The 12284-nt window shown below is 74.9% G+C and carries 12 protein-coding genes; 8 read left to right on the forward strand and 4 right to left on the reverse strand.

All coding sequences use genetic code 11. The annotated features are described in order from the left end of the window. Positions 1-123: 123 nt before the first annotated feature. The 3 genes from pgm to ACZ6EM_RS34700 all read right to left on the reverse strand — a co-directional run bounded on the left by pgm (position 124) and on the right by ACZ6EM_RS34700 (position 2986). On the reverse strand, positions 124-1764 hold the full coding sequence (pgm, locus tag ACZ6EM_RS34690; protein WP_359906354.1) for a phosphoglucomutase (alpha-D-glucose-1,6-bisphosphate-dependent): 1641 nt from the start codon (positions 1762-1764) through the stop codon (positions 124-126). Between the two features lie 143 nt (positions 1765-1907). Continuing rightward, the gene (locus tag ACZ6EM_RS34695) at positions 1908-2207 is read right to left on the reverse strand and encodes a YciI family protein (RefSeq protein ID WP_401052578.1); all 300 of its coding nucleotides are present in this window, start codon (positions 2205-2207) and stop codon (positions 1908-1910) included. A gap of 413 nt (positions 2208-2620) precedes the next feature. Further along, positions 2621-2986 (reverse strand): hypothetical protein, encoded by a 366-nt coding sequence (locus ACZ6EM_RS34700; protein ID WP_359906349.1) that lies wholly within the window; start codon positions 2984-2986, stop codon positions 2621-2623. Positions 2987-3128: 142 nt separating this feature from the next. On the opposite strand from ACZ6EM_RS34700, the gene ACZ6EM_RS34705 reads away from it, so the two are divergent. The 5 genes from ACZ6EM_RS34705 to ACZ6EM_RS34725 all read left to right on the forward strand — a co-directional run bounded on the left by ACZ6EM_RS34705 (position 3129) and on the right by ACZ6EM_RS34725 (position 7205). Further along, the gene (locus tag ACZ6EM_RS34705) at positions 3129-3488 is read left to right on the forward strand and encodes a hypothetical protein (protein WP_363587515.1); all 360 of its coding nucleotides are present in this window, start codon (positions 3129-3131) and stop codon (positions 3486-3488) included. Then, entirely contained in the window at positions 3485-4516 is a 1032-nt protein-coding gene (locus ACZ6EM_RS34710; RefSeq protein WP_465774147.1) for a hypothetical protein, read from the forward strand. Before ACZ6EM_RS34705 ends, ACZ6EM_RS34710 begins: the two co-directional genes overlap by 4 nt. After that, entirely contained in the window at positions 4513-4902 is a 390-nt protein-coding gene (locus tag ACZ6EM_RS34715; protein WP_401052573.1) for a roadblock/LC7 domain-containing protein, read from the forward strand. Before ACZ6EM_RS34710 ends, ACZ6EM_RS34715 begins: the two co-directional genes overlap by 4 nt. Before the next feature lie 377 nt (positions 4903-5279). Next, positions 5280-5618, forward strand: a complete 339-nt coding sequence (locus ACZ6EM_RS34720; RefSeq protein ID WP_452178571.1) for a hypothetical protein — start codon at positions 5280-5282, stop codon at positions 5616-5618. A gap of 63 nt (positions 5619-5681) precedes the next feature. Further along, positions 5682-7205, forward strand: a complete 1524-nt coding sequence (locus ACZ6EM_RS34725) for an FAD-binding protein (protein ID WP_401054333.1) — start codon at positions 5682-5684, stop codon at positions 7203-7205. A 141-nt stretch (positions 7206-7346) separates the two neighbouring features. On the opposite strand, the gene ACZ6EM_RS34730 is transcribed toward ACZ6EM_RS34725, so the two are convergent. Further along, positions 7347-8873 (reverse strand): multicopper oxidase family protein, encoded by a 1527-nt coding sequence (locus tag ACZ6EM_RS34730; protein WP_465774148.1) that lies wholly within the window; start codon positions 8871-8873, stop codon positions 7347-7349. A gap of 262 nt (positions 8874-9135) precedes the next feature. Between ACZ6EM_RS34730 and ACZ6EM_RS34735 the strand changes: the two genes are divergently transcribed. Genes ACZ6EM_RS34735 through ACZ6EM_RS34745 form a run of 3 tightly spaced genes read left to right on the forward strand, consistent with a single transcriptional unit; the run spans position 9136 to position 12166 of the window. Continuing rightward, on the forward strand, positions 9136-10788 hold the full coding sequence (locus ACZ6EM_RS34735; protein ID WP_465774149.1) for a pyridoxal phosphate-dependent decarboxylase family protein: 1653 nt from the start codon (positions 9136-9138) through the stop codon (positions 10786-10788). Further along, positions 10785-11489, forward strand: coding sequence for a hypothetical protein (locus tag ACZ6EM_RS34740; RefSeq protein ID WP_465774150.1), 705 nt, complete (start codon positions 10785-10787; stop codon positions 11487-11489). Before ACZ6EM_RS34735 ends, ACZ6EM_RS34740 begins: the two co-directional genes overlap by 4 nt. Further along, positions 11486-12166, forward strand: coding sequence for a DUF6875 domain-containing protein (locus ACZ6EM_RS34745; protein ID WP_465774151.1), 681 nt, complete (start codon positions 11486-11488; stop codon positions 12164-12166). The genes ACZ6EM_RS34740 and ACZ6EM_RS34745 overlap by 4 nt, the downstream gene beginning before the upstream one ends. The last annotated feature ends 118 nt before the right edge of the window (positions 12167-12284 follow it).

The raw sequence follows: 12284 nt of genomic DNA on the forward strand, positions 1-12284 counted from the left end.
GCGCCCAGGAGGTGCGCCCAGGAGGTGCGCCCAGGAGGTGCGCCCGGCAGGCGCGCCCGGGAGGTGCGGGGGTGCCCCGGTCCGGCGGAACGTGCCGGGCCGGGGCCGCCCGGTGCGGGGGGGTCAGCCCCGCAGGACCTCGCCGACCAGGGCGCGGGCCTCGTCCTGGACCCGGGCGAGGTGTTCGTCGCCGTGGAAGGACTCGGCGTAGATCTTGTAGACGTCCTCGGTGCCCGAGGGGCGGGCGGCGAACCAGGCGTTCTCGGTGCAGACCTTGATGCCGCCGATCAGGGCGCCGTTGCCGGGGGCCTTGGCGAGGACGGCGGTGATCTTCTCGCCGGCGATCTCGCCGGCGCCGACCCGTTCGGGGGACAGGCGGGCCAGGCGGGCCTTCTGTTCGCGGTCGGCGGGGGCGTCCACGCGGGCGTAGGAGGGGGCGCCGTGGCGCTCGGTCAGTTCGCGGTAGTGGGCGCTGGGGGTGGCGCCGGTGACGGCGGTGATCTCGGAGGCCAGCAGGGCGAGCAGGATGCCGTCCTTGTCGGTGGTCCACACCCCGCCGTCGCGGCGCAGGAAGGAGGCGCCGGCGCTCTCCTCGCCGCCGAAGCCGATCGAGCCCTCCAGCAGGCCGTCGACGAACCACTTGAAGCCGACCGGGACCTCCACCAGGGTGCGGCCGAGGTCGGCGGCGACGCGGTCGAGCATGGAGGAGGAGACCAGGGTCTTGCCGACGCCGGCGTCGCCGGGCCAGTCGGCGCGGTGGCGGTAGAGGTAGTCGACGGCCACCGCGAGGTAGTGGTTGGGGTTCATCAGGCCGCCGTCGGGGGTGACGATGCCGTGGCGGTCGGCGTCGGCGTCGTTGCCGGTGGCGATGGCGTACTCGTCCTTGCGGCCGATGAGGGAGGCCATCGCGGCCGGGGAGGAGCAGTCCATGCGGATCCTGCCGTCCCAGTCGAGCGTCATGAACCGCCAGGTCGGGTCGGTCACCGGGTTGACGACGGTCAGGTCCAGGCGGTGGGTCTCGGCGATGCGCGCCCAGTAGGCCACCGAGGCCCCGCCGAGCGGGTCGGCGCCGATGCGCAGGCCCGCGTCGCGCACCGCGTCCAGGTCCAGGACGGAGGGCAGGTCCTCGACGTAGGCGGTGAGGTAGTCGTGGCGCCCGGTGGTGGCGGCGGCCAGCGCCCGCGCGTAGGGGACCTTCTTGACGCCGCGCAGGCCCTCGCGGATCAGCTCGTTGGCGCGGTCCTGGATCCAGCCGGTGGCCTGGGAGCCGGCCGGGCCGCCGCTGGGCGGGTTGTACTTGAAGCCGCCGTCGCGCGGCGGGTTGTGCGAGGGGGTGACCACGATGCCGTCGGCCAGCGCGCGGGGGCTGCGCCGGTTGTGGGCGAGGATCGCGTGGGAGACCGCCGGGGTGGGGGTGTAGCCGTCGGCGGCGTCGATCAGCACCTGAACGCCGTTGGCGGCCAGGACCTCCAGGGCGGTGGCCCTGGCGGGCTCGGACAGGGCGTGGGTGTCGGCGCCCAGGAACAGCGGGCCCGCGACGCCCTGTTCGGCCCGGTACTCGCAGATCGCCTGCGTGGTCGCGGCGATGTGGTCCTCGTTGAAGGCCGCGTCCAGCGACGAGCCCCGGTGTCCCGAGGTCCCGAACGCCACCCGCTGCCCGGGCTCCTGCGGGTCCGGGTTCAGCGCGTAGTACGCCGTCACCAGCCGCGCCACGTCCACCAGGTCACCGGGCTGCGCCGGCTGCCCGGCCCGTGCGTGTGCCATCCGTCTTCTCCCGCCGAAAGTCGGTACTCGCGATACGTCGTCGCTCCGCGCTCACCGATCGTAGCCAGAACGCGACCGTGCCCCGAACCGCGCGAACGGCCCGGGGCACCACGGACGGACGGGGACGGGCGGGGCGGCAGGGCTCAGGCGGGCAGTTGCTGGCGGTGGGCCGCCAACTCCTCGGCGGTGGTGGTGGCGAGGAACTCCGTCACCCGGTACTCGGTCAACCCGGCCCGCACGAACGGGTCGGTGGCCACCAGTGCCTCGATGCCGGCCCGGTCCGGTCCCACCGCGAGGATCACCCCGCCGTCGCGCGGCACCTTGCGCCCCGAGGCGAGGAAGGTGCCCGCCGCGTAGTGCTCCCGGAGCCACTCGATGTGCCGGGGCAGCACGGCGTCGATCGACTCCACGTCGGCGGTGTACGTCAGCTCAAGTACGAACATGCGGCCCAGGCTAGACCCAACGCCGTTCGGTCAAGGCGGCTCGGGGGCGCTCCTTCGTGCCGCGCGCGGCGTGGTCGGGCCGATTCCGCGGCACCGCCGAAACACCGGCGCTCCGGCGGTTCGACCACGGTATTCCGGCGCCCCGTCGCCGGCCGGAACAGCCGGGGCGAATATGACGCCCAGTCATCGGAAAGTCACGCATCTCCGTGGTCGGCGTACACCCGTGATATTTCGCGGCCCGATTCCCGCGGACGGATCTCCGTAGCCGGTTCGTCACGCCCCGCATTCGCTCCGCCCGGAATTCCACGCGCGACACGCGGCCCGCGCGGGGCCTTCCGGACAGTCCTTCGGGCAGGGCTTCCGGGCGGGCATTCCGGACGGGGCGCGGACACGGGCCGCCGGCCCGGCCTCGGCTAGACGTCGAGAGCGGCCTCGATGCGCTTGAGACCGTGCCGGGCGAGTGCAAGGTTGGCGCGCGAGCGGTCCAGCGCCAGGTAGAGGAAGAGCGAGCCGTGACCGCGGGTCAGCGGGCGGATCAGGTGGTACTGGGTGCCGAGGGTGATCAGGACGTCCTCGATGACATCGTCGATCGACAGCGCGGCCAGGGCGCGTATCTTCGCACGAACGACCTCGGTGTTGGCGGCGGCCGCAATCTCCAGGTCGAGTTGCTGCCCCCCGCCGAGGAACCCGAGCGACATACCGCTCTCGTAGTCGGCCACGGCCACTCCGATGGCCCCCTCGATGGCCATCGCGTCCTTGAGTGCGTCGTCAATGTTCATGCGCTGTTCGTCCTTTGCGTGACTTCCGGGCGGAACTCCCGTGTGCAGGAACAAAGTAGCAAGAAGTCACCGGTTGTGGTCACCTCGTGAAAATGATGGAATAAAGTACGCTACCGGGGGTTCAGAACGTGAAGGGGTACTGGTGCGCGCACTCGAAGCTTCCCTCTCCGATGTGCTCGGCTCCCCCGGAGTGGTCGGTGCCGCGCTCGTCGACGCCGTCACAGGTCTCAGCTACCAGTCCGCCGGGGACCACCGGCTGCTCGGGACCGGGGCCGAACTCGCCGAGCTGACCAACCTGATCGGCGAGCGGCTGTACGAGGCAGGGGCGGAGAGCGAGTTGGAGAGCCTGGTGGTCACCAGCACCCGCCATCACCAGGTCGTCCAGGTGGTGTCCCGGAAGGGCGACCCCCTGCTGCTGGCCACCGTGCTGGACCGGGAACGGACCAACCTGGCGCTGGCCGTCCGCCAGACCGCCGACCGCGCGCAGGACTTGCTGGCATGACCGACCCGTCCTACGACACGGCGCCGCCCGGCGTGCCCGCAGCTCCCACGACGCCGGCTCCGCCCACCGCGCGCAACGTGCCCGCGCTGCTGCTCGCGCTGCGCCGGACGGAGTTCACCGGCTCGGTCACCGTCTCCGGCGCACCGGGCGGCACGATCCACCTGGAGCAGGGTCTGGTCGCCGCGATCGAGACCCCCGGGGCCCCGACCGCCGAGACCCTGCTGCTGAAGTCCCGGCGCGTCGGCGAGGAGGAGTGGGCGTCCGCCGAGACGGCCGCGTCCGCCGGCCGGCCGGCCGACGCCCCCCCGACCTGGGGCGGCGACCTCGGCGCGGCCCTGGTGGCTCAGGGGTCGATCGGCGCCGCCGAGCTCGAAGCCGTCTGCGCCGCCGCCGCCTTCGACGGGGCCTTCGCCCTGGTGCTGAGCCCGCCCGGCAGTTGGGAGACGGCCGAGGCGGCGCCGCCTGCCAGGATCGCGCTGCGCCCGGGCATCGAGCCGGAGCGGCTCTTCGAGGAGACCGCCCGGCGGACGGCCCTGCTGACCCGCCTCTGGGGACCGCCCGGCGACCTGGCCCGCATCCGGATCCGTCCTGCCGCCCGGGCCGAGTCCGGCACGCTGCGGATCCCGGTCCGCCACCGGGAGATCCTGGCCGCCGCCACCGGCCGCCGCACCGCGCGCGACCTCGGCTTCGCCCTGGGACGCGGCGTGTTCGCGGTGCTCCTCGACGTCGTACGGATGGACGCCCGGCACATGCTCCACCGGGAACCGGCGCACCCGACTCCCCTGGCACCGAGCGTGGCCCCGCGCAGGCCGACGGGCGAACCGCCGCCGGCCGGCACCGGGCCGCTGCCGCGCCGCGTCCGCGGCGGACGCGGCGCGGGTGGTCCGGGCGGCCCCGGCGGCCCCGGCGGCCTGCCCGCCCGATCCGAGGGAGCGGCGGCCGCTCCCGACGGTCCACCGAACGCACACCGCGCCGAGCACACCGCGCGTACCGAGACGACCGAGCAGAGCGAGAAGAGCGCACCATGAGCAGCCAGACACCGACCGCCGTGCTGGTCGACGAGTTGAAGTCCCTCCGCGACCGGGTCATGGGCATCTCGGAGAGTGTCATCTCCACCACCGACGGCCTGTTGGTGGCCGCCGACACGGCCGCCGTCCACCCCGAGTCGGCCGCCGCCCTGTCGGCCGCCATGCTCGGCCTCGGCCGGCGCACCGCGGCCGAGGTCGGCGTGGGCGGCCTGCGCGACGTGGTCACCCGCTGCAACAGCGGCTACGTCGTGGTGCTGGCGATCGGGGAGCAGGCGCTGCTGATGATCCTGGGAGACGAGGGCCTCGACGTCGCCGGCCTGCACCGCGAGTCGCCCGCCACGGTCCGCCGCCTGGGCGAGCTGCTCGGGATGGTCCCCGCGGTCTAGTCGGGCAGTTGCCGGAGCTCGGTTGCACGTGGGTCACGGCCCGCCTCCCCCGCCTCCGCGACTCCGCCTCGGGAGCGGGCTCAGGCTCGGGAACCCGGGCCCGGGAGTTCGGGCTCGAAAGTTCGGCCCCGCGGCGCCCGGCCGGGAGGGTGCCGACCCCCATCCTGCCAGGTCGGGCAAGGGTTCGGTAGGACGCAGCCCACCCTTCTTCCGCCTTGCCGCGCGTCGGTGCGCGCCCGCAGACTCGTGCGCATCCCCTTCCGTGTCCCGCGCCGACCGTCCTTTCCAGGGCGGCCGGCGCGCACGGCGTGCTGCCCCCGCACAGGGGCGGCGGGCGGACGGGGGGACCACACGAACGACGAAGGGGGACGGGCGCGATGAGCGTGCACGAGGACATGGTGCTGAAGGCCCGGGTGCGGCTGCTGAGCCACAACGAGCGGATCCTGCGCGGCGAGGAGGGCCTGTGGGTGTACCGGGCGCTGTTCGCCGTCAGCCCGGCCGCCCACGCCTACAAGCTGGCGTTCGTACTGCGGGAGGCCGCCGAGGGGCCGCGGGTGGCCCACCTGCCCGAGGCGCGGCGGGCGCTGCTGGACGAGGCGCGGGCGGCGTGCGCGCACGTCCCCGCCCACGCCCCCGCCCATCAGGTGCGGATGTGGGAGTACCCGATGGCCGAGCTGCGGCGCATCGAGCAGCAGATCACCGGTGCACGCCAGTAGGTGATCACCCGATAGTTGCGGTACAACAATCCCTATTTGACGACTGATCGGAGAAATTCTGATATGAGCAGGTCAGGACTGTCGCGCCGCGCCCTCCTCACCTCGGCCGGCGCCGGGGCCGTCACCGCCGTCATCGGCTGGAACACCGCCACCGCCGCCTGGGCCACCGAGGCCGACGCGGACACCGGCGCCGACACCGGCGCCGACATCGCCCGGCTGCCCGCCCTGGACGGCACGGTGACCCTGCGGGGCGAGGGCCTGGAGCGCTTCTCCGGCGACTTCGGACACCTCGTCACCGCCGCGCCCCGGGCGGTGCTGCGCCCCGGCTCGGTGCGCGACGTGCAGCAGCTGGTCGCCTTCGCCCGCCGCCACCGCATCCCGGTGGCCGTCAACGGGCAGAGCGGGGACCTCGCGCAGCTCGGCGAGGCCGCACTGGAGTCGCACTCCAGCTACGGCCAGGCCAACCCCCGCGGCGGCGTCGCCATCGACGCCCGCGGCCTGTCGAAGGTCGTCTCGGTGCGCCCGGGGCGCGCCGTGGTCGAGGCCGGGGCGACCTGGGCGCAGGTCACCGAGGCGGGCCTGGCCGCGGGCTGGGTGCCGCCGGTGCTCACCGACTACCTGCACCTGTCGGTGGGCGGCACGCTGAGCGTCGGCGGCATCGGCGGCGGCGTGCAGCGCCACGGCATGCAGGTCGACAACGTGCTGGAGCTGGACGTGGTGACCGGCACCGGAGAGCTGGTCACCGCCTCCCCCACCCGCAACCGCGAGCTGTTCGAGGCGGTGCTGGCCGGCGGCGGCCAGGTCGGCGTCATCGTGCGCGTCACCCTCGCCCTGGTGCGGGTGCCCGAGCGCGCCCACGTCTTCTCGCTGTACTACGACGACCTGGACGCCTACCTCGCCGACCAGGAGAAGGTGCTGGCCCGGCGCCGCTTCGACTTCCAGGTCGGCGACGTGGTGCGCAGCGCGGACGGTTCGCGCTGGCGCTACAAGGCGGAGCTGGTGGCGTTCGCGGACGCCGGGCAGGCGGTGGACCGGGCGGCGCTGCTGGCGGGGCTGGCGCCGGTGGAGACGGAGGTGGTGGAGCAGAGCTGGCGGGAGTACGCCTACCGGGTGGACGGCTTCTCGGGGTACCTGCGGGCGGCCGGGTTCTGGGCGCTGCCCAAGCCGTGGCTGAGCGTGTTCCTGCCGGCGTCCACGGCGCGGGCGTTCATGGCGCGGGCCGCCGAGGTGCTGACCGCCGCCGACCTGGGGGCGGGGCTGCTGCTGTTCTACCCGTACCTGCGCTCGAAGGTGAAGGCGCCGCTGGCGGTGCTGCCGGGGCGGGAGGAGGTGGGCTGGCACTTCGACCTGCTGGCCTTCCCGGGGCCGGGGTCGGACACGGCGGCGATGCTGGAGCGCAACCGGGTGCTGTACGACCTGGCGGTGGAGCTGGGCGGCAAGCGGTACCTGATCGGGGCGGTGCCGGGGATGACGCGCGCGGACTGGCAGCGCCACTACGGGGGGCTGTGGGAGCGGGTGGTGGCGGCCAAGCGGCGCTGGGACCCGGCGGGGATCCTCACCCCGGGGCAGGGCATCCACGCGTCCTGACGCGCCCTCGGGCCGCCCGCGTCACGGCGGGCGGCCCGGCGGGGGCCGGGTGGCCGGGTGGCCGGGTGGCAGGGTGGCCGGGTGGCCGGGTGGCAGGGTGGCCGGGTGGCAGGGTGGCCGGGTGATCGGGCTCTCGGGTGCTCAGGTGATCTCCATCTGGGCCATCATGCCCATCGCGGAGTGGTCCAGCAGGTGGCAGTGGTAGGGGTAGCGGCCGCGGTAGGAGTCGAAGGTGGCCTGCAGGCGCACGCTCTCGCCGGGCATCAGGCGCACGGTGTCCTTGAGGCCCGATTCCTCGGGGCCGGGGGCCCTGCCGTTGCGCTGGAGGACGCGGAACTGCACCAGGTGCAGGTGGAAGTTGTGCGGGATGTCGGTGTTGGCGTTGTGGACGGTCCAGATCTCCGAGGTGCCGAAGGCGACGGCGGCGTCCACCCGGGCCGGGTCGTACACCTTGCCGTCGATCAGGCCGCGCGGGGCGGCGCCGGCGCCGCCCTCCTCGACCTTGAGCACGACGGTGCGCTCGCGGGCCACCGGTCCCGGCGGCGGCAGGGTGCGCAGCCGGTCGGGGACGGCGGAGGGGTCGGGGGCGGGGCGGCCGACGTCGAAGCGCAGGACCTGGCCGATGTGTTCGGCGGGGCCCGGCGGCATGGAGTTGGTGAGCACGACGCTCGTGCCGGGGCGGTAGCGGGAGAAGTCGATGACGACGTCGGCGCGCTCGCCGGGCGAGAGGTCGACGGTGTCGGTGGTGTGGGGGCGTTCCAGCAGGCCGCCGTCGGAGCCGATCCAGGTGATGGGGCCGCCGTCGGCCAGGCGCAGGGAGAAGAAGCGCAGGTTGGAGGAGTTGAGCAGGCGGATGCGGTAGCGGCGGGCGGCGACGTCGACCTTGGGCCAGGGGCGGCCGTTGGCGAGGATGGTGGCGCGTCCGGCGGCGTCGTCCATGCGGTAGACGAGGTTGCCGGAGGCGTCGAAGCGGGCGTCGCGCAGCGCGATGGGCAGGTCGTAGCGGCCCGAGGGCAGTGGCAGGGCGGCCTCGGTGGCGTCGGTGAGCAGGTAGGTGCCGGCCAGTCCCCGGTAGACGTGCTCGGACTCCAGGTGGTGGGCGTGGTCGTGGAACCACAGGCTCGCGTGGGGCTGGTCGTTGGGGTAGGTGCAGGTGCGGGTGGCGCCGGCGTTCAGCAGGTTCATCGGGCCGCCGTCGCTGTCGACGGGGACGGAGGAGCCGTGCAGGTGGACGGAGACCGGGTCGTCCAGCAGGTTGGTCTGGCGCACGATCACCGGCCGTCCGGAGCGGGCGCGGATGACGGGCCCGGGGAAGGCGCCGTTGTAGGTGAGGACGTCGGTGCGGTGCCCGGGCAGGATGCGGGCGAAGGAGCGCAGCATGGTCACCGCGTAGGTGTCGGCGCCGCCGTCGGTGGAGACGGGGCTGAGCACCGGGGGCAGCGGCAGGGCGGTGGTGAACTTCGGGGCGAGCGCGGGGCCGGCGTCGGGGCCCGGGTCGGGGGCGGTGGCGCCCGCCGGGTGGGCGTGCCCCGCGTCCTGCGCGGCGGCGGAGGCGGAGGCGGCGGAGGAAGCGGCGACGGAGGCGGCCGGGTGCTGGGTGGTGCGCACGAGCAGGACTCCTCCCCCGGTCGCCAGGGCGGCGCCGATCATCCTGCGTCTGGTCACCATCGCGTCTCTCCTCCCGGGTGGGCTCCCCCGGCCTCTCCCGGGTGGGGGCGGCCTTGTCCGGGGGTGATTGCAGCAGCGTCCGCTCGTGCCCCGCTGGGGTCCGGCTGGGCCGCGGGCGGCGCCCTTCGGGCCGGTGGGGGGCGGTGCGGGCGGGGCCGGTGGGCGCCGCGGTGGGTGAGCTGCGGGTGTTGCGGGCGCCTTGCGCGGCGCCGCCACCGTGGCTGCGGACGCGGTCGAGGAACGCTCAAGGACTCGGCTCGCGGTGAACGCTCGTACTCGCCGGGGGCCCGGCGTGCTGCTCACCCGCGCGCCGGCCCCCCGTCTGTCGAAGGACTCGAAGGGGAAGGGCCGGAGCGTGGACCTGCGGTACTGGCTGCCGAGGGCGGCCGAGGTGGCCGAGCGGTGGGGCGAGCGGTTCGGGCCGCTGCGGCCGCACCCCTCGCACCTGGTGGACGAGGCGGACTTCGCCGCCGCGTTCGAGCGCTTCGCCAAGCGCCTGGAGCACAACTACCCGTTCTTCCACCCGCGTTACGCCGGGCAGATGGTCAAGCCCCCGCACCCGGCGGCGGTGGTGGGCTACCTGACGGCGATGCGCTTCAACCCCAACAACCACGCCTACGAGGGCGGGCCGGCCACCAACGACATGGAACGCGAGTGCGTCGCGCAGCTCGCCGCCATGTTCGCGCTGCCCGCGCACGTGGGCCACCTGACCAGCAGCGGCACCATCGCCAACCTGGAGGCGCTGTACGTGGCGCGCCAGAGCCACCCCGGCCTCGGCGTCGCCCACAGCGCCCAGGCCCACTACACCCACAGCCGGATGTGCCACGTCCTGGGCGTCGAGAGCCACGCGGTGGCGGCCGACGCCGAGGGCCGGATGGACGTCGGCGCGCTGGAGGAACTGCTGCGCACCGGGCGGGTGGGCACGGTGGTGGTCACCTGCGGCACCACCGGGCCCGGCGCCGTCGACCCGGTGCACGAGATCCTCCCGCTGGCCCGCCGCTACGGGGCGCGGGTGCACGTGGACGCCGCCTACGGCGGGTTCTTCGCGCTGCTGGCCGCCGACGACGCGCTCGCGGCCTCGCTCGGGGTGGACACCGCGCCGTGGCGGGCCGTCGCCGGCTGCGACTCGGTGACCGTCGACCCGCACAAGCACGGCCTGCAGCCCTACGGCTGCGGGGCGGTGCTGTTCGCCGACCCCGGCATCGGGCGGCACTTCGCCCACGACTCCCCGTACACCTACTTCACCGACGCCGAACTGCACCTGGGCGAGATCAGCCTGGAGTGCTCGCGCGCCGGGGCCTCGGCCGCCGCGCTGTGGCTGACCCTGCAGCTGCTGCCGCTCACCCCCGAGGGCCTGGGCGCGGGGCTGGCCGCGAGCCGGCGCGCCGCCCTGACCTGGGCCGAACTCATCGACACCAGCGAGGAGTTGACGCTGCACCAGCGGCCGCAGCTGGACATCCTCACCTACTTCCCCACCGTCCCCGGGACGCCGGCGCCCGCGCTGTCGGCGATCGACGCCGCCAGCGAGCACGTCCTGCGCCGGGGCATGGCCGACGAGCGGGACCCCGTCTACCTGAGCGTGCTGCGCGTGGACGCCGCCGACTTCACCCGCCGCCACCCCGGCGTGCGCGCGGACGCGGGCGGGGCCCGGGTGCTGCGCAGCGTGCTGATCAAGCCGGAGGCGGAGGAGTGGGTGGAGCCGCTGCACGCGCGGGTCACCGCCCTGGCCGCCGCGGCCGGTGCGGCCGGTGCGGCCATCCGACCGTCACCCGACGCGGCCGGTACGGGCGGTGCGGCCGCCGCATCCCGTGCGGCCGAGGTGACCGCCGCACCCGGTACCACCGATACGACCGATGTGACCGTTGACCCGCCTTCCCCTTCGTCCGCCCCCTCGTTCGAGGAGAGTGCCCGTTGACCACCACCACCGCCCTGCCCGCCGTCGCGGGCACCGCCCTGCGGCCCGCCGTACGGCCCGTCGTGCGCCCGGCCCGCCCGGGCGAGGAGGACGCCCTCGCCCACGTGCTCGCCGCCGCCTTCGCCGACGACGCGCTGATGCTCTGGGCCTTCCCCGACCCCGGCCACCGCGCCCGCGTGATGCCCGCCTTCTTCCGCGTCCACGTCGAACAGTGCCTGGCCCACCGGGGCGCCCTGGTCGCCCACCGGGCCACCACCGGTGACGACACCGCGCAGGACGGCGAGCCGCTGGGGGCGCTGCTGTTCCTGCCGCCCGGCCACTGGGACGACCCCGGCCCGAAGGACGGCGCCGCCGCCCTGGCCCTCGCCGAGGCGATCGACGCCGCCGGCCACGACGGGCCCGCCCGCCGCCTGGCCGCCATCGCCCGCCTGCAGACCCTGCGCCACCCGCGCCACCGCTCCCACCACTACCTCGCCTTCGTCGGCGTGCACCCCGACGCCCGCCGCACCCGCACCGGCCGGGCCCTGCTGCACGCCTTCCTCGCCGAGGTCGACGCCACCGGCCAGGCCGCCTACGCCGAGACCAGCTCCCCCGGCGGGGCCCACCTGCTCGCCGGCGGCGGCTTCACCCGCTTCGGCGAGGCCATCGCCCTGCCCGGCGGCGGCCCCCGCCTGGCCCCGGTGTGGCGGGGGCCCCGATGACCGCCCCCGCCCTGCCCGCCGCCCCCGCCGGCTCCTCCGCGCTGCGCCTGTACAGCGCCGGACAGATCGACGCCGGCCACGCCGCCGAACGCCCCGAGGCCGCCGAAACCCTCGCCTGGGCGCGGGCCTTCCTCACCACCGCCCACCCCGACCTCGGCCGCAGCGGCCCGGTCTGCCCCTACACCCAGCCCTCGCTGCGCCGCGGCCTGTTCCACATCGCCGTCGCCGACGGCTCCCCCGACGGGGACCTGCCCCGCCTGGTCGCCGAACTGCGCTCCCGCTACGACGAGTTGCTCGCCGCCCTGACGGAGGAGTCCGACCGCGAACTGCTCACCGTCCTGCTGGTCATGCCCCAGCTGGACCACGAGGACTCCACCGTGCTGGACGAGCTCCAGCGCAAGGCCAAGGACGAGTTCGTCGAACAGGGCCTGATGATCGGCCAGTTCCACCCGGTCTGCGAGGAACCCGGCCTGTGGAACCACACCTTCAGGCCGCTGCGCGCCCCCGTCCCGCTGCTCGCGGTGCGCAAGCTCCTGGTCTTCGACCTGCCCTTCCTCGCCGGCGACGAGACCCACCTGAACCACTACCTGGCCCGCTTCGCCCCCGAGGTCCCCGCCCGCATCCGCGCCCAGCTGGTCACCAGCGTCCGCGCCCGCCGGCAGAACGCCGCCGCCTGACCCCCCTCCCCCCGCGCGCGCGGGGAAGGGCGGGGGCCAGCTCCGGGAGGGGCTTCTCCTCCCCGGTTGCTGTCACGGGGTGGGGCCCCGGGGCGGGTACCGTCCTGCCGCTCCAGAC

This window comes from Kitasatospora sp. NPDC041917, from assembly GCF_055589745.1.

Bases quoted from the DNA above. Each gene is read 5' to 3' on its own strand.
- pgm (WP_359906354.1), bottom strand. From the start codon at position 1,764: ATGGCACACGCACGGGCCGGGCAGCCGGCGCAGCCCGGTGACCTGGTG.
- ACZ6EM_RS34695 (WP_401052578.1), bottom strand. From the start codon at position 2,207: ATGTTCGTACTTGAGCTGACGTACACCGCCGACGTGGAGTCGATCGAC.
- ACZ6EM_RS34700 (WP_359906349.1), bottom strand. From the start codon at position 2,986: ATGAACATTGACGACGCACTCAAGGACGCGATGGCCATCGAGGGGGCC.
- ACZ6EM_RS34710 (WP_465774147.1), top strand. From the start codon at position 3,485: ATGACCGACCCGTCCTACGACACGGCGCCGCCCGGCGTGCCCGCAGCT.
- ACZ6EM_RS34715 (WP_401052573.1), top strand. From the start codon at position 4,513: ATGAGCAGCCAGACACCGACCGCCGTGCTGGTCGACGAGTTGAAGTCC.
- ACZ6EM_RS34720 (WP_452178571.1), top strand. From the start codon at position 5,280: ATGAGCGTGCACGAGGACATGGTGCTGAAGGCCCGGGTGCGGCTGCTG.
- ACZ6EM_RS34725 (WP_401054333.1), top strand. From the start codon at position 5,682: ATGAGCAGGTCAGGACTGTCGCGCCGCGCCCTCCTCACCTCGGCCGGC.
- ACZ6EM_RS34730 (WP_465774148.1), bottom strand. From the start codon at position 8,873: ATGGTGACCAGACGCAGGATGATCGGCGCCGCCCTGGCGACCGGGGGA.
- ACZ6EM_RS34745 (WP_465774151.1), top strand. From the start codon at position 11,486: ATGACCGCCCCCGCCCTGCCCGCCGCCCCCGCCGGCTCCTCCGCGCTG.